The 22,923-nt window shown below is 48.5% G+C and carries 14 protein-coding genes; 5 read left to right on the forward strand and 9 right to left on the reverse strand.

Annotation, left to right across the window (positions count from 1 at the left end; genetic code table 11):
- Nucleotides 1-105 precede the first annotated feature (105 nt).
- Nucleotides 106-2,529 carry an ABC transporter permease gene (locus GU926_RS00455; RefSeq protein WP_160687968.1) on the forward strand — a complete coding sequence of 808 codons (2,424 nt, stop codon included), beginning with the start codon at nt 106-108 and terminating at the stop codon, nt 2,527-2,529.
- Between the two features lie 153 nt (nt 2,530-2,682).
- The gene (locus GU926_RS00460; protein ID WP_160687970.1) at nt 2,683-2,934 is read left to right on the forward strand and encodes a hypothetical protein; all 252 of its coding nucleotides are present in this window, start codon (nt 2,683-2,685) and stop codon (nt 2,932-2,934) included.
- Nucleotides 2,935-2,992: 58 nt separating this feature from the next.
- Here GU926_RS00460 and GU926_RS00465 read toward each other — a convergent pair whose 3' ends face one another.
- The gene (locus GU926_RS00465) at nt 2,993-3,361 is read right to left on the reverse strand and encodes a hypothetical protein (RefSeq protein ID WP_160687972.1); all 369 of its coding nucleotides are present in this window, start codon (nt 3,359-3,361) and stop codon (nt 2,993-2,995) included.
- A 394-nt stretch (nt 3,362-3,755) separates the two neighbouring features.
- Between GU926_RS00465 and GU926_RS00470 the strand changes: the two genes are divergently transcribed.
- Nucleotides 3,756-6,263 carry an outer membrane beta-barrel protein gene (locus tag GU926_RS00470; RefSeq protein WP_160687974.1) on the forward strand — a complete coding sequence of 836 codons (2,508 nt, stop codon included), beginning with the start codon at nt 3,756-3,758 and terminating at the stop codon, nt 6,261-6,263.
- A 162-nt stretch (nt 6,264-6,425) separates the two neighbouring features.
- Here GU926_RS00470 and GU926_RS00475 read toward each other — a convergent pair whose 3' ends face one another.
- The 8 genes from GU926_RS00475 to GU926_RS00510 all read right to left on the reverse strand — a co-directional run bounded on the left by GU926_RS00475 (nt 6,426) and on the right by GU926_RS00510 (nt 17,854).
- Nucleotides 6,426-6,980, reverse strand: a complete 555-nt coding sequence (locus tag GU926_RS00475; RefSeq protein ID WP_160687976.1) for a hypothetical protein — start codon at nt 6,978-6,980, stop codon at nt 6,426-6,428.
- A gap of 43 nt (nt 6,981-7,023) precedes the next feature.
- A complete protein-coding gene (locus GU926_RS00480; RefSeq protein WP_160687978.1) occupies nt 7,024-7,683 on the reverse strand; it encodes an OmpA family protein in 660 nt (219 codons plus the stop codon).
- A gap of 6 nt (nt 7,684-7,689) precedes the next feature.
- Entirely contained in the window at nt 7,690-9,447 is a 1,758-nt protein-coding gene (locus GU926_RS00485) for a hypothetical protein (protein ID WP_160687980.1), read from the reverse strand.
- Between the two features lie 290 nt (nt 9,448-9,737).
- A complete protein-coding gene (locus GU926_RS00490; RefSeq protein WP_160687982.1) occupies nt 9,738-10,787 on the reverse strand; it encodes a hypothetical protein in 1,050 nt (349 codons plus the stop codon).
- A 73-nt stretch (nt 10,788-10,860) separates the two neighbouring features.
- Nucleotides 10,861-14,316, reverse strand: a complete 3,456-nt coding sequence (locus GU926_RS00495; RefSeq protein ID WP_160687984.1) for an acetate and sugar kinases/Hsc70/actin family protein — start codon at nt 14,314-14,316, stop codon at nt 10,861-10,863.
- 279 nt (nt 14,317-14,595) lie between these two features.
- Nucleotides 14,596-16,047: a hypothetical protein gene (locus GU926_RS00500; RefSeq protein ID WP_160687985.1), complete on the reverse strand. Its 1,452-nt coding sequence runs from the start codon at nt 16,045-16,047 to the stop codon at nt 14,596-14,598.
- A 2-nt stretch (nt 16,048-16,049) separates the two neighbouring features.
- Nucleotides 16,050-16,463: a hypothetical protein gene (locus GU926_RS00505; protein WP_160687987.1), complete on the reverse strand. Its 414-nt coding sequence runs from the start codon at nt 16,461-16,463 to the stop codon at nt 16,050-16,052.
- Between the two features lie 2 nt (nt 16,464-16,465).
- Nucleotides 16,466-17,854, reverse strand: a complete 1,389-nt coding sequence (locus GU926_RS00510; protein WP_160687989.1) for a hypothetical protein — start codon at nt 17,852-17,854, stop codon at nt 16,466-16,468.
- 458 nt (nt 17,855-18,312) lie between these two features.
- Here GU926_RS00510 and GU926_RS00515 point away from each other — a divergent pair, with 458 nt between their 5' ends.
- Together GU926_RS00515 and GU926_RS00520 are read left to right on the forward strand one after the other, a co-directional pair.
- The gene (locus tag GU926_RS00515) at nt 18,313-20,805 is read left to right on the forward strand and encodes a TonB-dependent receptor domain-containing protein (protein WP_160687991.1); all 2,493 of its coding nucleotides are present in this window, start codon (nt 18,313-18,315) and stop codon (nt 20,803-20,805) included.
- Nucleotides 20,806-21,361: 556 nt separating this feature from the next.
- Nucleotides 21,362-22,912 (forward strand): sensor histidine kinase, encoded by a 1,551-nt coding sequence (locus GU926_RS00520; protein ID WP_160687993.1) that lies wholly within the window; start codon nt 21,362-21,364, stop codon nt 22,910-22,912.
- Nucleotides 22,913-22,923 lie beyond the last annotated feature (11 nt).

Genomic DNA, 22,923 nt, shown 5'->3' on the forward strand with positions numbered 1-22,923 from the left:
GTATAGTTGGGCAGAACCACAAACCAGCAATGGCTTTTTAGGGCCCATTGGTTATGTTCACTTGGTCGTTGACGTTTAAAAGGACAGCCTAAATCAAAAGAAACGATGTTCAAGAACTACTTTAAAGTAGCGTACAGAGGCCTTATCCGGCACAAGGGGTTTAGCATCACCAACATTGCCGGTCTGGCGCTGGGCTTAACCGCCTGCTTGCTCATTGGTCTGTTTGTGTATGATGAGCTGCAGTACGATACCTTCGTGCCCGAAGGTGACCGCGTGTACCGCGTTTACAATTATGCCAACCTGGAAGAGACTAATGACCAGATTGCCCCCGTGCCGCCCATGTTTGGTACTACGCTCAAAGAAAGCTTTCCGGAGGTAGAAACCAGCTTGCGTATTCTCATGCAACCCTGGGATGGCCAGACGCTGGTAGAGAATGGCAACAAACGGATTTATGAAAAAGGAGGCTTGGACGCAGACCCTACGTTCTTTGAAGTCTTTCCGCATACGTTTATCAGCGGTTCCCCAGAGAAAGCCCTAGATGACCCGTATTCGGTAGTCATTTCAGATAAGTTTGCTGAGAAAGTGTTTGGCACTACCAATGCGGCTGGCAAGCGGGTGATAATTGACAAGGAGACGTTCTTGGTGAAAGGCGTTTTTGAAAGCAATCCCAAGTTTCATTTACCCATCAACTTCATCAGGTCGCTTAAAAGATTTGGCTTCAACTCAGAGCGTATGAGCAGCTGGGGCTGGCAACAATTCTATACTTACATCAAGCTGAAAAAAGGAGCCAGCCCAGATGCCTTGCTAGCTAAGTTTAGGGCAGTGACCATAAAGCAGATAGACGACGAGTCCAACAAGCCACATGACTATTTGCCCTATTTCCAGCCCTTGCAGCAGGTCCATTTGTATTCGGCATCCTTCAAGTTTGACCAAGTCCTACGGGGCAACATCACCTATGTGAAGGCCTTGAGCATCATTGCCGTCTTCATCTTGCTCATTGCCTGCTTTAACTTCGTGAACCTGGCCACGGCCAAGTCTCTGCAACGAGCCAAAGAAGTGGGCGTGCGCAAAACCATTGGCGCCAGCCGCTCTCAGTTGATGTTCCAGTTCCTGGCCGAGACGCTTTTGATTACCCTTATCAGTGTGATAATAGCTGCCGCTCTTACCTCCTTGTTTCTGCCAGCGCTCAATGACTTCACAGAAAAAGAAATGACCTTCAATGTATTCACCAGCCCTACGTTGATGCTGATTCTTCTAGTGTTAGTGATAGTAGTAGGCGTGTTGGCGGGTCTGTATCCGGCCATTATATTGTCGGGATTTAAGCCGGTCAATGTCTTGAAGGGCGCAGTGGTGAGCGATGGCGGGCCCGGAAAGATTCCGTGGTTGCGCCATGGGTTGATTGTCTTGCAGTTCTCACTTTCCATTTTCTTAATTATTTGTGCACTGGTGGTATACCAACAGGTGAGCTACTTGCACAACAAGGACTTAGGTTTTAACAAAGACCAAATCATGTTCTTCCCGATGCGCGGTGACAACATGTATAAGAATTATGAAACCTTTAAAAACGAACTGACCCAATCACCGGCCGTAGCGAGCGCCTCCATTGGTTATGGCTTCCCTGGTGATGCCACTGCCGGCGACGGTATTGAAGTCATCAAAGACGGGCAGCGGGAGTACCACGGCGTTTCCCAATTGATGGTAGACCATGACTACATCAAAACGCTGGGACTGAAACTAGTGGCTGGTAGAGGCTTCTCTAAAGACATGCCCACTGATAAGGACCAGGCATATATGTTGAATGAAACCGCTGTGAAGGAGTTGGGATTAGGCACGCCTGAAAAGGCGCTAGGTCAGAAGTTGGAATGGAAAATGTGGACCGATGGAAAGGACACCATTAAAAAAGGCACCGTGATTGGCGTAGTGAAAGACTTCCACTTCAAAAGCCTATTTGACAAGATGGACCCAACCGTATTGCAGATTTTCCCGGGAGCCAACTGGAAGGTAGCCGTAAAGCTGAAAGGAGACAACGTGACGGCAGGCATTAACCACGTCAAGTCTGTTTGGAACCAGTTCTCTCCAGAATATCCTATTGAGTACAAATTCATGGATGACAATTTTGCCGCCATGTACAAAGCCGAGGACAAGCTCAAGTCTCTGCTCTGGATTTTCACGGGCATGGCCATTTTTGTGGGTTGTCTGGGATTGTTCGGGTTGGCGGCGTACGCGGCCGAGCGGCGCAAGAAAGAGATTGGCATTAGAAAGATTCTGGGCGCCGAGTCCTCTTCTATTGTCACCCTGTTGGCCAAAGACTTTTTGAAGCTGGTGTTGATTGCCGCGGTGTTCGCGTTCCCGGTGGCCTGGTACGCCATGAGCGTCTGGTTGAAGGACTTCGCCTACCGCATTGACATTCCTATCTGGGTATTCTTCGTGGCTGGTATTCTGGCCTGTGTGGTGGCCTTTGTGACGGTTAGCTTCCAAGCCCTTAAGGCGGCCACGGCCAATCCGGTCAAGAACCTGCGCATGGATTGAGGATGAGCGTCGTTTTTGGCCTGTTTTCCGGAAAACAGGCCAAAAACGACGTCTCCAATAGTAGCTGGAGTTTTTTTGCTTAAGCCGCTTGCTTTTCAACTCCGTAAAACCTGCTATAGTAGTGAGTAACAGTTCTTACCAAACAAATGGACTATGGCAAAGGAAAGCAGAATCTTGAAAGCATTGTATACCTTGGCAACCGGCCACGGGAATCCTTTAGAGGCTAGAATCAATCCGGTTGAAATCTCTAAGCAGACGCCCGGTTTGTCACTGGGTGAGGTGGAGCAGGAAATCAGGGATTTAGACCTGAAGAAGTGGGTGGTGATGGAGCGGTCAGATACCCTGGATATGTACTGCCGGTTTACGCCATTGGGTTTGCAGGAAGCAGAGAAATATGCCAGCTGAAACTTCTTGTTCTTCGTTTTTGGCTTGTTTTCTGGAAAATAGGCCAAAAACGAAGAATTTATTCTTGCGTTTGGGCAGTGCTGTTGAAATTCTCTAACGGCAGTTCCAGCTCCTGGCCAGTCATCACAAAGAAGAAGTTCTGCAGTTGATGCACATATTCTACCGGCGCACTGGTGGCAATGTACCCACCGTTGAACACAATCTCATTGTACTCGGGGTCCAGGGCCCACTGGCTTAGCTCTGGGAACGTGAATTCATGCTCCAGGTCATTGTAGGTGGCACCGGTAAGCCATTCTGGGGTAAGCGGAATAGGCGCGAAGGACACGGGTTGGCCAGACAGGAGGGCAATCAGGCGGGGCGCGTCAATCGCCACGGGCCTGCCAGCCTCCAAAACCAGATTTCCTAACCGTACTTCGTTCGCAAACATTCTGCAATATAAGGGTATTCTCCTTTTGACAAAGGAAACCGCCCAGCCACATGGCCGAGGCGTATTTTACCTAACCTAGATACCACTCACATTATTGTATATCCTGCTGGTTCCTGAAAATAATTTAGCCATCCAAGAAAAGTAACCTGCACCCTGAAAATCAAGGATTTCTTATAAGCCAAATACATATATAACATACTGCTTTTACTTGCAAAACAACCTTTACTAATTTTAAACCATGAATTTTTGCCTGAAACTGCAACTTTAAGCTCCCTAAAAATTTTTTAAATAAATTTCAATTTTCGGGCCTGACCGTGCAACTGTTGTGCCTCGGTTTAGTCCTTAGAATATACTTTCAAACTAACCTAACCTCTACACTTCAAACACATTTCCTATGAAAAAAAGAGCCCGCATTTTGCTGGGCCTGCTATGCTTTTGCCTATTCTTTCTGGGGCAAGCACAGGCTCAAGGCACCTCCCAGGCGCCCATTGCATCCGCTCAAAGCAGTCCCGGGAAAATCTCCGGAACGCTCACCGATTCCCTCACCCAGGCTCCTCTGGAATTTGTCACGGTGGCCTTGCTCAAGAAGGGCACCACGCAATCTATGGGCGGGACTATAACTGATGCGAAAGGCCAGTATGCTTTCAACGGGTTGCCGGCAGGAGACTACTCTTTAACCTTTAGCTTCATAGGCTTTCAAACCAAAACGGTATCTACAGTAAGTATCACCGCAGAAAAACCTGACGTAAGAGTAGGCAACGTCCGGTTGGCTTCTTCTTCCAAACAATTGAAAGAGGTGAAGGTAGAGGCATTGCGTCCCACCATCACGCAGGAGGCCGACAAGATTGTGGTGAGCATTGAAGGTACGGCGCTGGCCGCGGGTAGAACCGCTTATGATGTATTGGCCAAATCGCCGGGGGTGTTTGTAGACCAGGACGGTAACATTCAGTTGAACGGCAGGGGCGGAGTGACTGTAATGATGGACGGTAAGCTGACGTACTTATCGCCTTCTGATTTACGGACGGTGCTAGAGGGCATGTCTGCTGAGAATATCAAAAACATTGAAATCATTGCCAACCCAACCTCTAAGTTTGACGCAGAGGGCACGGCCGGTATTCTCAACATCAACCTGAAGAAGAATGAGATACAGGGGCTGAACGGAAGCGTGTACGGCACCTACAATACCAATTTCAAACAGCATGGTTACTCTACGGGCGGTAACATCAACTTCAAAACCGGCAAGTGGAATTCCTTCGCCAGCATAGACCAGATGCAACGGATTGGTAACCGCGAAGGAACGTTTGAGCGCGTGTATGACGCCGAAGGTGGCAAAATCTACTTTGACCAGACCGCCAACGGCAAGCACAAGAACCAGGGTCCGCCCACCTTCAGAATTGGCACCGACTACAGCATCAATGACAAGCACAGCGTGGGTGCTTTGACCAGTTTTAACCAGAACACGGTGTGGGTGGATTTTATCACCGACTCGTACATGGGCTTAGACCGCCAAAACCCGGAGACGTTTATCAACGCCAATAACTTTTTGACCAACCGGTTCAGGAGCTCTACCAACAATGTGCATTATCAGGGAAAGTTAGACACGGTGGGCACCACGCTTTCGGCAGATTTTGACTTTGTGAAAATCTCTAACGCTGGTTCCTCCAACTTCTACAATTACTACACGGATTTAACCGAAGCAAGCCGTCCTACGGTCCAAGATTTCCTGTTTGCAGATACAGACAATGGGTTTGACATTTACTCCGGGAAGATTGATTTTGTCAAGCCTTTAAACAAAATAAGCAAGTTTGAGCTGGGCGCGAAAGCCAGCCGCGTAGTGTCTGACAATGACTCTAGGTTTTACTTCAACAACAACGGATTGGTCTTAGACCCTAACAGAACCAACCACTTTATCTATGATGAAAACATTTACGCAGGATATGTGACCTACAGCACCAAATTTGGCGATAGGTTTCAAGTGCAGGCAGGGTTAAGAGGCGAGAAGAACGAGTCTACCGGTGAGTCACCTACCATGAATCAGGTAAACAAGAGAAGCTACTTTAACCTATTCCCAACCTTGTTTGTGCAACAGAAAGTTAGTGAGAACTACCAGATTGGCTACAACTACAGCCGTCGCATCCAGCGCCCCAACTACGGCAACCTGAACCCGTTCATCAGCTACCGCGACCCCTACACCTATACCACCGGTAACCCACAATTGCGACCGCAGTACACCCATGCAGTAGGCATTACGCAGACCTTCCGAAAAGACTACATCTTGACGCTCAACTACCAGTACGTGAAGGACGTGATGTCTGAGCTGCCTTACCTGGATGTAGAGAACGCCACCACCATCTATACCACCGGCAACGTGGATGATTTGCAGAACGTGAGCATGACGGCCATCACGCCCATTAAAATCATGAAGAACTGGGATACTAACAATACGCTCACGCTGTCCTACAATGAGTACACCTTCCTCACCAACACAGACGGTCAGTTGAACTCTGATAACAACAACCAGCGTGTGGTCAACTCTCAGTTTCTGTACATGCTCCAGTCAAGCCACAACATTCTGCTACCCATGGGTATTCAACTGGAAGTGAACGCCGCGGGCCGTGGGCCAGGAGTTTCGGGCTTGTACAAAGTAGGCGCCATGTGGTGGGTACATGCCGGGCTTAAGAAGAGCTTCCTGGACAAGAAACTTGACTTGAGCGTAAACGTGAACGACATCTTCAGAAGCTACCGCCTGCGCTTTGACACGACCATTGGCCAGAACATCAACAACTTTGACCAGTACCTGTATCAGAGAACGTTGGGCGTGACGCTTCGCTACAAGTTCAGCAAAGGACAGAAGGTGGAGCAACGCAAAACCAACAGCCTAGACGAGCTGAACAGAACCTAGACATGATTTTGGTTTTATGGGAAAGGCGTCCTTCATTTTTGGCCTGTTTTCTAGGAAATAGGCTAAAACTAGAGGGACGCTTTTTTTTTGTGTGGGTAGGGCAAACTATTACAACTAGTCGCCTTTAAGAAGTTGGTTTTAGTACTTTTTTTGTTGACAGTACTACTGCTGATTGTTTTTAATGTAGGACTTTATGGGAATGTCTAAGTTACGTTCAATCCACTTTCCATACTCTTCCTCCTCCTTATCTTTGTCATTTGTTGAAAGCGTACTTTGAGAATACCACTCATTCCACGGTGAAACAGAATTAATTGTGTCGTTGTCTAATTTAATATCATACAGGCCCATCTGATATCCTCCTCTGGAGAAAACCAAAAATCTGTTATCCTTAAGTTCAATGCTGGGATTTGAAGTGAAGAGGCTAGCTTCATCATAATTATATAAAACAGTCCTGCTTCTTATCCAGTTATCATCACGGTCAGAAATCCCATCTTTGAAACTCCATTTGATAGGTAACTCCTCTGGATTAATTCCTTTCTCCAGCTTTAAAACATAAAAACCAGGGTCACCAATGCCTACATCTGAATAAAGGCAGTAATTAAATTTCCCATCCGGTGATTCTAGGTGTTGGTAGTAATCAAGATAATCAACGGTGCATCCTGAGGAAGTTAGACCAAATATTAAAAAGCTTAAAATTTGAAAAAGGCGGTTAATCATGATAGGATGACGAAGTGAACTTTACTTACCAATCAAATATATACTAATTAACCGTTTTACTCGTCAACGTCCCCACCTTCGGAAGAATCTGAATCACGAAGCGTCTGTCCCGCACGTCACCTGTTCTTCCTGCGCCTTCAAAGCCACTGCCCGAAGCGATAAGTTCAATGCGGTCTTTGGGGAACCGGATGCCAGCGCTTCGCCAGAATTGGAGCAAGGCCAGGGCGCGTTTATAGCTCAGTTCTAAAGCGTATTCGCGTTGGGTGGCATTTCTGGGGTCGCCTTGCGGGAAGGAGGCGGCCCGGCCGTCTATCACAATCAGGTATTTCACGTCCGCTCCTTTCACAGAATTGAGTACACTGCTGAGCTCTTCGCCGGCGCGGCGCAAAGGCATTAAGGAGCGTTGCGGAATGGTGGCACTGCTTTGGGCGAACAACACGTCTACCAACAGCTCATGCCGTTTGTAGCGCTCATTATACTGAAAGTAACGGCTGTCCAGACGGGAGAGGGCCTCCTTGATTTCGTCTAGCTTGCGCTTTTCCTGCACCTCTACCTTGAGCTGGGCAATGTTGCGCCGGTTCTCAGAGTCTTTGTCGGTAAACATCTTAAAACTGAGCACAAACAACACCAGCATAATGAGGAAGAGCACCGTCATGAGGTCCACGTAGCTGGGCCAGAAAAAGTCTTTGTTTTCCTTGTTCATGGTAGGTTACGGCCTGCGTCTGTTTATCTGTCCCTTCCCGAAGATTTTGCCCATGGCGGCTTTGATTGGACCAGGCTCCAGCGTGCGCTCTACGTTGTCATTTAAAACCGCCAACTGTTGTAATAAGGCTTGCTGTACCTGGGTATCAGTTTCCAGTTTGCGCAACAAAGCGTCATTGGTCTGTTTGATTTCCTGGGCCAATTCTGCCTGTTGTTTGTTGAGTGTATCCTGCTGGCTGTTGAGGTTCTGGAACGGTTGCATGTACTCCAAAATGCGCTGGTACAAATTGTCCTCATTCAAGCGTCTGAAATGCTCCTGCCATTTCTCATACGCATTCTGGGCATCGCGTTCCTGGTGTTGCAAACGGGCCTGCATGAGGTCAGTTAAGCGTAGCGAAGCTTTGTCAAAATATTGCTCAGTGCGGTTGGCAATGTTGTCCAGTTCCTCCTCGTGCTTAGAGAAGAAATTCACCTGGCGTCTAATAGATTCATCATGCTGTTGCAAATAACCAGGCAAGCGGTCGAAGCCCTCTTGCAAAGAGGTCAATCTGCCTAACACTTGGGAAATGTTCTGTGTCAATTCCCCGCCCTTGCGCACCGATTCATTCAAAGCCTCCTGGTACTGCAGGAAGTTCATGAACAGGCGCTCGCTTTCCTTGATTTTATCAAATACCTGCAGGTTGGCGTTGGCCATCTGCGTGAAGCCAATCTCGTCCAAACGTTGAATGAATTCTTTCTGAGTGCTGATGTTGTCGGTGAGCGTTTCCACAATGGGCCGAAAGCCCAGAATCTTGTCCAAAAAGTCTTTATTAAAGGAATCCAGCACCGATTTCAAGTTGCCCAGACTGGCAGCCATGTCTGAGTTAAGCTTAGGCAACAGGTGAGTTTGCAGGAAGGTGTAGTACTCATTTTTGTTTCTATCCCGTAGGCTACGGGCGTTTTTAAGGGCATTATTGCCCATCATAGTCAAGAGCAAACCACAGAAACTTCCGGCCATGGCAATGAGCACCCCAAACAGGAACGAGGGAATGTTCTGGTCTGTGATAAACGAAGACTCATCTACCGTAGAACTTCTCAGGCCCGTGTACACCAAGCTGGAAAGTCCGATGATGACCCCAGAGAAAGTACCCAGCAAACCCACATACAAAGGCGTAGAAATGCTGGACTGCACCTCTTCATCTAAAGAGTCTGAATACCGCTCGGCTACGTCTTTTAGAATGGTGAAATCTGCGGCGGCGCCTTTGTTCAGGCGCAGGTATTCATTGGTGCTTTTGAGTATCTTCTGGAAAACCGTGGACGGATTTTGCGCGTGAATCAGCTCTGTGGTTTCTGTTGATTTAGCCGAAGGTTTCTGGGCTAATTTATTGGCCTGAATATGCTCTTCTAAGAAGATGGTTCTCTGCTGAACGGCCTGTTTAAACTGCGCAATGGGAACGGTGTAGAAAGGATTGGCTTCATCCTGTGCAGATATGTGCAGTTCCTCAGAATCAACGGCCACAATGCGCTTTATGATAGGACTGCTGGGAGAGCCTTCCCGGAAATCCTTGCCATAGACCAACTGCTCCCAAAGCTGTTCCTGAGAGATAGAGGCTATTTTCTCTGGCACCGAGCCGTCCAAGGGCGCACGCTGAACCGACAGCCTGGACTCATCTGGGAAAAGGTCTTCTATGGTCTCAATTTTATTTTTGTTGGCTTTGTACACACGCCATTGGTAGCCAATGATGACCAGTACCAGAAGGGCTTCTAAGATAAATATTACTTCCATGGAAAGGAGGTTGGTTTGGGTAGTGCCACTGATGGAAGATAGCGGGATTGTTTGATTTTCTTGCTTCCGTTTTTAGGCTGTTTTCTGAAAACTAAGCCAAAAACGAATTCTCTAAATCAAAGATTACTCACAAATTCCAAAGTGCTATTCTTACCTTGTAAGGTAAGTGATTAAAAGTAGAACGGCAGAAAGCAAGAATCCGTTTTCGGGCTATTTCCTGGAAAACAGCCTGAAAACGGATTCAATGGTTCTAATCCAAAATGGCAGAGTTGGTTAAAAGAAAGGGCTTTCTAGCTGAAGTCAATGCGGGCCTTTTCCTGAATTTTCCAGCCACTGCCGGTTCTGGTCAAGACGCCATCGCCTTTCTGGACAATTCTGGTCACCATACGGTTAGAAGGCTTCTCAAAGTTGAAGGCGTTGTCCAGTCTGTCCATTCCTTGTGAAATAACAAAGGCGTGGTTGCCGGCCAGGTTGAAACGATATCTGGTTTGGGTACTGCCTTCCTGCGGGGTATCAATTTCCAAGTAGCTGTCAGAGTCGGGGCGCTTTTGCAGTTGGTGCGTTTTGATGACGCCGTCCTCCGGGATGATGGCAAACCTGATGGGAGATTCTGGCTCTTGAGCCGGTTGCTGGGGCTGGGACGATAATTCGTTCAACAAATCATCGCCTACCATGCCACCGCCTAGCATTGGGTTCTGCATAGCTCTGTTCTCCTCTGACTGCGGGTTCTGGTCTTGTGGGTTCATGCCGTCTCTTCTTCTAGGTTCGTTTCTGCGCTGTTGCGGTTGTTGCTGTTGTACGCGGGCAGGCTGTTGCCCCATGTCACCGTCTAGTGGTTGGGCTGGTTGCTGTCCTTGTTGCGGGTTGCGGGGCTGACGTCCTTCCTGTTGAGGCTGACGGGGCTCTCTAGGCGGTTTTTGCTGTTGTTGCGGAGCCTGGCCTTCTTGACGCGCTCTGGCTTCTTGCGGAGCCCGCTGAGGCTGTGGCTGGGCTTGCTTCGGCTGACGCTCCTGCGGTGGCTGTTGAGGTTGTGGAGCCTGTTGTCTGGCGTTTTGCTGAGGCTGTTGTTTCTGGCGTTGCTCTGGGGCCGGTTGCTGGCCTCTGGCAGGCTGGGCCTGTTGCGGTTGTTTGGGTTGGTTTCCACGCTCCAGACGGCTTTCCTGCTGTGGGTTTCTAGGGTTGTTCCGCTTGAAGTTGTTTTCCAGCCCCTTCAGGCCAGACTCCAGCTCGCGGTTTTTCTTTTCTAGTGAGCTGATTCTGTGCAAGAGTCCGCTCACTTTAAAGAAAGTGAAACCGGCTAGCAGAACCGCTACAATTGCTATGATGAGAGGTATAGTCATACCAAATGTTTTAATGGTTAGATGATACTAAAACCGCCGGTGCTTTTCTTGGGCACCAGCGGTTTTTTACAATTTATACAATGGCACCTACCTGCTGGTGGTACAGTTCTTTAGACAACAGGTACAGTGACTGCTTCAATGGCATAAAGAACATGGTCTCTGGGATGAGCTCACGGTCAGAAAGTCCGCGCAAAGTCTCTTCCAAGACCATGGTGTAGCTGTCCTGGATGTTGTTGCGCATGAAGTTGAGTACCCAGTGCGGGTCTACCTCTACGCCCATTGAGCGCATCAATGGAGCCACATCGGCGTCATCCAATAAGAGCGTCAAGCAGTTCATGACGTTGTCCAGTACCTCGGTTCTGAGGGTAGACGAAATCTGGCTCTTGTTCACCGACTTCATGGCATCTTCTCCGGCCACGGCACCGGTTGGGCGCATGATTGGAATGTCCGTCAAGTCAGAAAGGTTGGCGCCTTCCAGAGCCATGGCACCGCCGTTGGCCGTCACCTGCTTAGGATTGTCTACCAACACCAGCTTGAAGTTGCTAGGCGCTTCTTGCCCGGTCACTTTCTGGAAGATGGTTTTGGCATAGCGCTCCACGTTGGAGAAGTTGGTGCCCGCGGCCAAAAGCTTGATGTACAAACTTCCCTGGCCCGAGAAGCAGATGTAACGCGGAACCTGCGTGCCTAACAATTGGGTAAGCTGTGCCAGGTGGTACATCAAAGACCCGAAGTGCAGGTAGAACATCAACCGTAGCTGGCGCGCCTGCAACAACTGCGAGCTGTAGTTCAACTCACGGTCATAGCTAAACAGCAAACTGGTAATATCAGCGGACCCGAAATCTGGGTTGTCCAGCGCCGTCTCCAGGAACTTCTTGTATTCCTTACCTTCCTCAGACAACGGAATTTGCATGATATGCGACACGCCGTACTGCAACAAACCGTTGTCCTTGCTGGTCTTCACCGAGGCAAAACCATCGCCCCACAGGTCATTCCCGGCAAATCGGAAGGACGCACTGTGCGAAGGCTTGCGGTTGGTAAACAACAATACGTCGGTGGTACCACCGCCTATGTCTACGTTAATCAGGTTTTCATCCTGGCTAGGCACTACCACTCCGGTTCTGGATAGGAAGTAGAACGGAGCCACAGACTCTGTGATGCAGGCCGTGTTTCTTCCGTTTTTGAAGACGGTTTGGTATACACCGTCCCATACGTTCTGGAACATGTTGCGCGAGTAGTCATCAAAGCTCAATGGCGCAAACCACACCACTTTGGTGTTGGCCACGTTGCCATGGTTTAAGACCACTTTGTTCTTGATGAGCAACATAATCTCAGTGAAGAAGGCTTCAATCCGGCGCTTGCCAGTGTTGGATAGCGTCTCACTCCACTTCAGGTCGGTATGGTAGCTCTGCTTGTACTGGTCCTGGTGCGTACCTTCGGTGTTGATGGAGAACCCAATGTTAATGTTCCCGAACAGACTCGGAATCTGGTTCTCAAAGTCAATAGACTCACAGGTAGCCGTTCTGGTAGGGAAGGAGTAAAGCGACCCACCCGCCCCGATAATCAACGGAATAAACTCACGCTTCAGCAAGGTCTCTACCGCAAACAGACGCCCGAAACCACGCTTATGGAACCGCTGGTAATCTGTCAAAGATGCATCTTCTGATGGCTTGTTCAGCATCACCAACTGCAAGTCATTGGCCGTGATGGAGAACTCTTTCGGGGCTTGGTTAGAACCGGCCGTGTAGGCAATATGCGTGTTAGACGTCCCGAAGTCAATGGCGAAGGTGAAGCTCTGAATACCCTGGTGCATCTGCTGGAACTTAGGCACAATCAGCGCCTTGCCGGTCACGTCTACACCTTGGTGCGTCAGCTCGGCGTAGTCAAAGTGCGTGCCTCTGATTTCATAGTAAGTACTGCCCGCACTGCTGTTGCTTTTCTTGGTGCGTCTTTGGGACGTAGCAGACATGAAGCCTCCACCCGCGTCCAGTTGGCGTCCGCCAACATAGAAGTTCAAGGTGTGGTTTCTGTTCACCAACAGCGAGTCAATATCCTCATCAACCAGCATCACTTTGTAGAAGTCATTGTAGGTAGGCGCGTCCACAAACTTGTAGAACGGGAACACCCCAATGCCCACGCGTGATTTCAAGATGTGGCCTTTTTCTGGGATTATCTGGCCGTGTGCATCTCTGGAATTAAGCGGATTGTCATAGTAACTGCGTTCATATACTACTGGGCCATGCTCGGTAGGGATGGACAAGGTCACTCGCACGTGGTTCACGTCTACATAGAAGGTAAGGTGGTTGGCCAAATCCTCAGGCGTGAAGTAGTCAAAGTACGTGCTGGTGATAGGCAACAGGTAGTTAAATACTTTCTCCGTTACACCCGGTTGGTACAAGACGGTTCCGCTGTAAAAACGGTCTGTGTTCACCTCATAAGGCACCTGTACAATGGTCTCTTGCAAGAGGTCATTGATGGTGAGGTACGGGTAGTTAAACCCAACGCCCGGCAAAGAACGAGCAGGAATTTCTTTTTCGTCTGAGTAGCCTACCTGCGTATTGGTTGGCCAGGCCAGGTTGTTGACGTACTTCACGTGCGGGGCCAAACGCAAATCTGGCTTGAGCACGATAGGACGGTCTCCCTGGAACAGATTGTTGGTTGGGCGCAGGAACAAATCACTGCTGGTCACGGCGGTTTGGTCTTTCTTCACCAGGAAGTTCAAGTGACCCACGTGCACCGGGTTCTGCTGTAAATCCACCAACGGCAGGTAGTCATTGATGACCGCATTCTGGCCCATCACCCCAGACATAGAAATGCTCTTCAAAACCGCTTCGTCCAAGGCATTGTACACCGCCGGGAAAGCCTGAATATACGCCGGATTAGACACGAACAGCTTGTGCACGTACTCTTTAAAATCACGCTCGCGGTCATTTAGTGACACGAAGTTGTTGTCAAAGTACACGCCCACGTTTTGCGCTCTATTGATAGAAAGTGGTTGCACATTTGGAGACACAAACAGGAAGGTGAACGGTGAAGTACCACCCAACAACTGCATGTGCTTGTTGCCACGTCCATCAGTAGATTCCAGATAGAACAGGAACAAATCATCCACGCCTCTGAACTTGGAGTCGTTCATGAACAAGTCCAGCGTTCTGCCCAAAAGTTGGGTGTTGGGGTTGGATTGCATGGCGTGCAACTGCTGTTGCTTGTTCCAGCGTCTTATGACAATCTTGTTACCGCCCTGGGCGTAGCTTTGGTGGTTGTAGAGCAGTTCCCACAAGTCCCAGAAGTGGGTGACAAACTTATGGTAGATGCTGTTGGGGGTGCTAGAGACACCTTGCTTGACAAAGTCAAAGGCGGTCTCAAACAAGTGCATGCGCGCAAACGGCGTGGGGATGGAGGCCGTGATTTTCTGGGCTCTACCGCCGGCACCGTCGGTGATGTCCTTAATCTCCGTGCTGGTAATCTGGCTAGTTTTTGCCCAACCTTCTACGTTAGAACCGGTCTTATGAAGTCGAAGTACTTTCGGCATAAATCAATCTGTTTTTAAGGTGTTTTCAGAAAAAGAGGCCAAAAACGAATTTTGGGGGATGACCTCCTTTTCTTTCCTTTACTTATTTCTTCCTTCAGGAAGTGTTCTTTCTTTTTCGTCCCCCTTTGAAGGGGGTAGGGGGATGATTATTGCAAGGAGATTCTCCCCTTGAGTGGAGCGTAGAGGGGTGTTTACATTGCAAACTTTCTCTCCAATGATTACACCCCTAAAGTCCCCCTCAAGGGGACAATCTCTCCCCAAAAAGGGAAACTGGATGGCTTAAGAATACTTAAGCTTTTCTTCTACCAAATTATTGGTGGCAATCTCAAAGGCTTTGATGGTAGCTTTGAAGGCCTCGCGGTCTGAGATGGATTCTGAGGCACGGTTCAACTCTTTCACAAAAGCGCCTTGTGAGATGCCTTTGTTCAGGAAACCAGTCTCTACTTGCTTGTCAGAGACCATGCGGTTGAAGTCGGTCTCATGTAGGTGGAAGGCAGAGAAGGTGCGCTCCATCCGGCTGAGTTCTTTCAACCAAGCCTCGTAACCAATGTCTGGGCTGTTCAGGAACTTGTTCAGCTCTTTGAAGATAGGCTCATTGCGCATGGCACTGCTCAAGTCCACACCTTTGGCGTAGGCCGCTTGTGCGTCATCCGGCACATGGTTGGCGTAGTAGCGCGCGAAGTAATGGAAGCGAATCAATTGCTTGGCAATACGGTCTCTGGTCTCGGTGTCCAGGTGCGAGAACTGCACATTGTCCACGTCTTCGCGCAAGCCAAACTCATGGTAATGCGAGTTGCCGGTCAACTCATTGTCTGAGTAGTCCATAAAGTCAATGATGGACAACGCGCTCAAGAGTTCTACCAAGTGGGCGTCGTTTTTCTGACTTGCCCGGCCTGGGTTGTTCTCTAACGGACGGTCTGGCGTGTCACCCATATAATAGGTAGCGTTCACCCCAGTCAGGTGGTTCTGGTAGTAAGACAGTGCATCCTTCGCCTTAGTGGTGAAGGTGTTGGAGTCAATGAAGTCGGCGTCTACGCCAGGGGCTGGTTGCTCCAAAGTAAAGTACGGCAATACTACCATGGCACCCGTCAACGCCGAGTTCAAGCTAGACGCGTTGGGTAAAGTTGAGTGCTGGTCTTTGAAGTTCTTCAGCAACAGCGGGAAGCCGGCCGCGCCGGTACCGCCAAAGATGGAGCTCACAAAGAAGATGCGGTCACCGGCCTGAAAGTTAGACGCAAAGAAGCGCATCTCAGGAGATTCAATAATCTCGTTCAAGACCACACTGCCCACGTTCGGACTTCCTCTAAAGCCCACATCAAGACTGTTATTCAAGTTTTCTGGCGTGAACAATAAGTCTACTAGCGCCTGGGAGTCAATGTCCAATTGGTTGTAGCCCACGTGGTCTTTGAACGGCTTGTTGATGCCCCCAAAGTCATACACAAACGAGTCTCTTACTTTAGAGGAGCCGTCACCGGAGATGCTGGAAAGCGTGCTGATGTTGGTATGGAAAAAACCTTCTTCGCGCTTGCCCAATTGGTCATGCAGGTGCTTGTAGGTTTTAAGCAGTTCTACTGTGCGGTTCATGTCCCCGTTCTGCGTGTCTGGGTCAATGATGATGGGCACAATCTTGTCACAGTTCTTGATTTTGACACCGGCGGCCATGAGCATCACCAACGAGCGAATCACTCGGGAGCCAGTACCGCCAATTCCGAATACAAAAAGTTTTGCCATAGTTATCTAGTGTGGGGCCATTTCATGGGAGTAGTCCAAGCCTGGACACTTCCTTTTTTAAGCAATAGGGAGAAAATGAAAAACAGGATTAAGCTGAGCACCGCGTTTACAAAGGCAAACGTGTAGGTGTAAGAATGAGTATCAATGCCAGCACCACTTACTTGAGAAATAGGAATGATGAACGCGATGATGGCATTGATGGCCAGAAAAATGTACCAGTGTCTTGGCTTGTAGAAACCAGTGCTCAAGGCGCGGTTCAAGACATAATAATAGAGCACTACCATGACCAGCGTGATGATGAACAGCATGAGACCGGTGTTGGGGAACACCACCTCGCGGTAATCATTGGTGAAACTGGCTGGCATGGGCCGGCCCAAGAAAAGCTCATACAGCCCGGAGAAGAAATTCTGAATCATCCTTAGTTGGTTTCTTTGTTAAACTTCATTGTTGCACTAAATACAAACTCACTTTTATCTCTATAGAGCGCCTGCACGCCGTCTATAATCTTATTGAACTGGTACGTTTTTCTGGGCGCCGATGCCGGATTGTTGTCATTGCCTGTAGACCACTGGCTAATCCAGGTGGGTACCGCTTGTGGTAAATTTAAAGTAATGGAACCGGTCTTGGCCGTCAATTGAGGCACCTTCACCCGCACAAAGTGGGTGAACTGAGACACGCCCGGTGCTGACTTGGTATCTTCATTGGCTACAAGGATGGTGCCAATAGACGCTTTGCCACCGGTTATGGCCAGCTTGAGGTTCTGCTTTAAGTAGTCTACAGCCTGCATGGTGGCCGGTAAACTACTCAAATCCAGCCCAATGGTGAACTCAACCGGCTCCTTATTTTCAGGTGCTAAATTTATGGTAGTACATGTTTCAGCGGTTCTGCTGGTGCAGTACACCACGCCCATGGGCTTGAAGGCATTTGCTTTTAAGACGGCTGAATACGGCACGCTGGCATACGAAAACCCGAAATACGCTTGCTGGGCCGGCAGGTTGCGCAATACTTTGTTGGTGAACGTCTGCACATCTGCTTGCTTGCCCACAATCCAGATGTAGAACGGAATTTCCTGACCCGATAGTGTCTGCTTCACTGCCGGCTTTTTAACTGCTGGGTAATAGTTACCATAGAACGGCGAAGCTTCCGCCAATACAGCTACTACCAGGTTTTGATGTTCGGCCTGTTTTAGACTGCTTCTAATGTCGGCGTCCAAAGACAGAAACTGGCCCGGGTTGTTGGGGTCTGGGCCATGGATGAAGTCAGAAACTACTACGCTCAAGGCTCCGCGCTTGGTGGAGTTGGTCAAGGCGGCCTGCAACATGTCCGGCAATGGAGTGCCCAATACATTGTCTTTGATACCGCTAACAATGGTCAGTTTTAAGGTGTTGTAAGAAACGCTGTCCAGCACGGGTGCGCCCTGGGCGTTTTGCTTGGCCAGGTAAAATCGCTTATCATCTACGTGCACGCCGTCCTGTACTTCAGAAATCAATTTGGTCAACCGGTTCTGGAAGGTAGTGGGCTCTTTGTCGGCGGCGGGAGGGGGCATAAAGCCTTTCATGCCGTTGGACACCTCCAGGTAAATGTCCACGTCTACTTTGGCGTTGGCCACCGGAGTAGGCGTTGGGGTTGTAGCGGTAGATTCTTTTGAATCACGGGTTGGGGCCTTTTCTGTAGTGGTGGTCTCCGTTTCTTCGCGGTCACTCTTTTTGGTAAAGCATCCGGAGATCATCAGCGCCAGCCCAAGGCAGAGCAGGGGAAACTTAGTGCCCAGAAGTGGTGCTTTATAGTATTTGCTGTTCATTTTCATGTGTACGTACTAAGATTCCTGAAGAAGGTTGACCATAGGTAGAACGCTAGGTTTAGACACTCTATTACCCAAGGTTTTATTTGTGCGCTTGTACCCTTAATTCTGAGTAGAATTCATTAACCCGCCTGTTCTACCAGATTTCGATTTTGGTCTGTTTTCCAGAAAACAGGCAGAAACTAGGTCTTTAACGGAAAATATACCTTAACGGCTATATACGCAGGAAGCTTTAAAAGATTCATGAATTGAAAGCAGGCTTCTGAAAATAACTGAATTGACCGTTGGTCACATTTTCTCTGGGATTCGTCACATTTAGTTTAGGATGCTTTCAAAGCTGGCTAACCTTGAACCACTTACCGCACAAACCCTCTGGCTCTTACGCCCAAGCCCCACTAAGGCAAGGTCTAGCCACCTGGGAGATTGAAGTGTCATGTTCATTTAACCATCTTAAAAAGTATTCTATGAAAAAGTTAGTACACTTAGCCGTCTCTGGCTTATTGGCCACCCACCAAGTGGTTGCCCAGGCCCCGCCCACCAAATCTGCTCCTACGGTAGTTTCTCCTTTAGCCACTGGCACCGCTCCCAAAGGAAGCAGTAAAATTGCCGGGTTAGTCTTGGACGAGGCTGGAAAGAAGCCTGTGGAGTTTGCCACTATCTCCTTAATGGATAAAGCCACCGGCAAAACGGTAGACGGCACCATATCAGATGACAAAGGAAGATTCACCTTGACACGGCTCGCCGCAGGACAGTATAAGCTGTTGGTCAGTTTTTTGGGCTATGAGAACAAGGTGATGGAAGACATTTCTTTGGGCAACAAAAACGAAGTAAACGTGGGTGCCATTTCCTTAAAATCAGATTCTAAAGTATTGCAAGAGGTGTCTGTGGTAGGAGAAAAGGATTTGGTGGAAGACAAAGTGGACCGCCTGGTGTACAACGCCGAAAAAGACATCACCAACGCCGGTACCTCAGCCAGCGAAGTCCTCAAGAAAGTGCCAGGTCTGACGGTAGACATGGATGGCAACGTGCAACTGCGCGGAAGCTCCAACATACGCGTGCTCATCAACAACAAACCATCGGCTATGATGGCTACCAGCGTGGCAGACGCCCTACGCCAGATTCCTGCAGATTTAATTAAGTCGGTGGAAGTGATTACCAGTCCATCGGCTAAGTATGACGCTGAGGGCACGGCGGGTATCATTAACATTATCACTAAAAAGAACAGCTTGCAGGGCGTGAACGGTGTGGTGAACGCCGGGTTGGGTAACCGCCTCAGCAACATGAATGGGATCCTCAATTACCGCAAAGGTAAGTTTGGCGTCAACGCCGCCGCTGGGCGTCAATGGCGCAATAGCCCCATGGCGAACACCAGAGAAACTCAGTACAAAGGTACCGAAGGCCTAGACCGCCTGACACAGGTCATGGATGGCAATCGCGAAGGCTTGTTCCAACTGTATCAGTTTGGTCTGGATTATGACCTAACGCCTAAAAGCAGTATCTCTGGAGGAATCCGGTTTCAAGGTGGGGAATTTACCTACAACACTACTCAAGCCTCAACGCAATACTTGACCAATGGCAATACCTTAGCCAATACCAGAATTAACAATACAGACTTTGATAACTCTAATTTTGATATTAACCTGGATTTTACCCAACAATTGGCTAAACCAGGGCAGGAGTTGAGTTTGCTGGGTTTGTTGAGCAGAAGCAACAGGCAGACCTATAACTTCACAGACATACAAAATGGGGACTGTCAACTGGAACAGCGAGAGCAAAACCTGAACGATGCTTACAATGAAGAGAAAACGTTTCAGGCAGATTACATGCATCCGTTCAAAAACAAGCATCTGCTGGAACTAGGGGCCAAGGCCATTCTGCGCTACGCCGAAAGTGATTACCAATTCCTGCTCGCCAATCCGGCAGATGCTCCATTTGCCCTAGTCCCAAGCCGCACGGATGTTTTCTCTTACAACCAGAACGTGGAAGCGGCCTATGCCACCTATGAGTTCAGCCTGAACAAAAAGTATACTTTTAAGATGGGCTCCCGGTATGAGATGACGCAGGTAGACGGGGATTTTGTCTCAACCAAGACCTCGGTTAAACAGAAATACGGCAACTTCATCCCCAGCTTGGCCATCTCCAGAAAACTCACCGAAAGCCAGACGGTCAAGTTCAACTACACCAAGCGCATCCAGCGTCCGCAGTTAGGCTACCTGAACCCGTTTGAGAACCGCACGGACACGTTCAACATTCAGGTAGGAAACCCTAATCTGCAAGCCGAGATTACGAATGCCTATGAACTGGGCTACAGTACTTTCTTTAAGAACGGCATCTCAGTGAACGCTTCACTCTACCTGCGCAAAACCGACAACTCTATCCAAGCCTTTGTAGTGCCTACGGCAGAAGGTGTCAACTACACTCGCTTCGGGAACACAGGGAAGAACAGTAGTTACGGCATGAGCTTTTTTGGCAACGCCAAATTCCTTAAAAGAGGAAATGTGAGCGGTAACGTCAACGTCTTCTACATTGACTTAGAAAGTACCTCTGCTGAATTGAACGCTTCTAACGCCAGCATGATGTACAACCTGAACCTGAACACCTCTTACGCTTTTGAAAATGGATTCAGTGCCCAAATGGCCGGTGAGTTCAACTCAAGGAGAGTGGCCTTGCAAGGAAAAGCCTCGGCCATGGCCAATTATTCCTTTGCCGTTAGAAAGGAGATTTTAAAGAAAAATGGAAGCATTGGCCTGAGCGTGGACAATCCTTTTAACGAGAAGCTTACACAGCGCAATTCATTTTCTACGCCCACCGTAGACCAAACGGGTACAACTTACCTCTACAACCGACAAGTGCGCGTGCTGGCCAGTTACAAATTCGGGAAGGCGACAGGCAAGGGTCAGCCTAAGAAAAAGAAGAAAATCAGCAATGATGACGCCAAGAACAGCAGTGACGAATAGAATGTCCTATCTAACATATTATCGATAGGTATCTTAATATTCCTTCTTATGGGATTCGTTTTTGGCCTGTTTTCTTAGAAACAGGCCAAAAACGAATCCCATAAGAATTATTCAAATAAGGAGGGCATCAGCCCAAAGACATCTCGTTTGAGTCACAATGGTTGATGTGATTACTAAATACATAAGTAGGAGTGCTTTGGCAATTCCTTTACTAGCCTTCAGAATTTTGAACTCCCCAGAGGTAAATGTCACTTTGTTTTTGGCTTGTTTTCTGTAAAATAGGCTAAAAACGAAAATAGGTAGTTTCGCTGTTGCGCTGGCTGTTGATAATTCCCATGAAGGGCGAAGAAGTTTGCCAGAACTCTACAAGATGAGATTGATGGGGAGTGTAATTAGGTATTTAGCCTTCCTTTTCCAGCTTTATTTGAAAGCTCATATTTCTTTTGCTCCCCATCCGTCACATAATTCAAGGGGTTCATCACTTTTAGTTTCAGGGCCGGTAAAAGGCGCTTATTCTTGTATAGGCTTATCTCAGAATTCTAAACCCTAGATGACCATGGCAGAAAATATATACCTTTCCATCCTTTCAAATAACACATCCGTGAAAGAAATCCTCAACGACAAAGAGCAGTTCAAAAAAATAGAGTTCTGGCTTATCACCATCTTGTTTGTGTTTGCCGGCTTTTCGCTGGCCACAGATTCTGGGCAGTATAACCAGGAGCTGTTTTTAAGGCACCTTACGCCCTTTGATTATTATGACAACTACTTCTTTCCCAACCTGATTGAGTACGCTTTGGTATATGTGACCTTTGTGTTCCTGAACTTTAAAGTGTTCCCCATTTTGGTGGGGGAAGAGAACAAGAAACAGCCTGTCCTTTACCTGGTGTTGGTGTTTCTGGCGCTGGGCTTTTGCTTGGGTGTTCTAGACACATATGCCCAGAATTACCTGTTCCATGCCTTTAAAACCGAAGACGAAGCCCTTGACAATTTCTTCCAGAAAAGTTACCTGCAAGCGGGTTGGTACATCTTTGTCTTTGCCTTGTATTACGCAATCAAACTGGCTGTTTTCTACCTGCTCAACAACTCAGAGGCCATCCAGTCAAAGTACCGCATTGTCACAAGAGACGGCCTGATTGGCATTGTGATTTGGATGGTGACCATGTTCCTGCTCATCATTGGACGCGCCGAAGGCGAGGCAATCATTGGCTGGGCCATTGTGGGACCTATCAGCGTGGTCTTGTTCTGCTATGCCTTCTACAAATTGATACCTGAGGCCTTAACCAAGAAAAGGAGATTTTTGAGTTACCTCATGGTAGCCGCCTTGTTTTCTTTTCTGTCCTTCTTTCCGGCCACAATCATAGGCATCGCCTTTAGCAATGGCGGCGACTTTGGATTGGCCGTGGGTCTGGTGTGTGGCTTTTTCCAGTTTTTGATTACGTTTCCGGTGGCGTATTTTCTGTACATGCGTCACTTGAAAAGCCAGGAGGAGGTGCATGGTTTGAAACGAGAATTAGGCAACTCTACCGCCAACCTTGACTTCCTTCGGTCACAAATCAACCCGCACTTCCTGTTCAATACCTTGAATACCTTGTACGGCACCGCCTTGCAGGAGAACAGCGACCGCACGGCACAGGGTATCCAGATGCTAGGCGACATGATGCGCTTTATGTTGCATGAAAACCACCAGCAGAAAATTCTCCTAGCCCGCGAAATGGAGTACCTGAACAACTACATTGCCCTGCAATCTTTGCGCACTTCTACCTCACCTGATATTACCATTCAGACCAACATTGAGGACGTGCTTTCTGAAAAATTCATAGCACCCATGCTGTTGATTCCTTTCGTGGAGAATGCTTTTAAGCACGGCATCAGTCTGCAAAACAAATCCTGGATACGGGTGAGCCTGCACTGTGACCAGAAGAAACTCTACTTTGACGTGTACAACAGCATTCACGCAAAGAGCGAGGTAGATCCAGAGAGAGACAAGTCGGGGGTGGGCCTGGAGAACGTAAGACAGCGGTTGAATTTGCTGTACCCTAAACGCCATGAACTCATCATCAGAGAAACGGCCAAAGAGTTTTTTGTGCACTTGACCCTGGACTTGTAATCTGGTGGTGC

Source organism: Nibribacter ruber (assembly GCF_009913235.1).
Taxonomy (GTDB): Bacteria; Bacteroidota; Bacteroidia; order Cytophagales; family Hymenobacteraceae; genus Nibribacter; species Nibribacter ruber.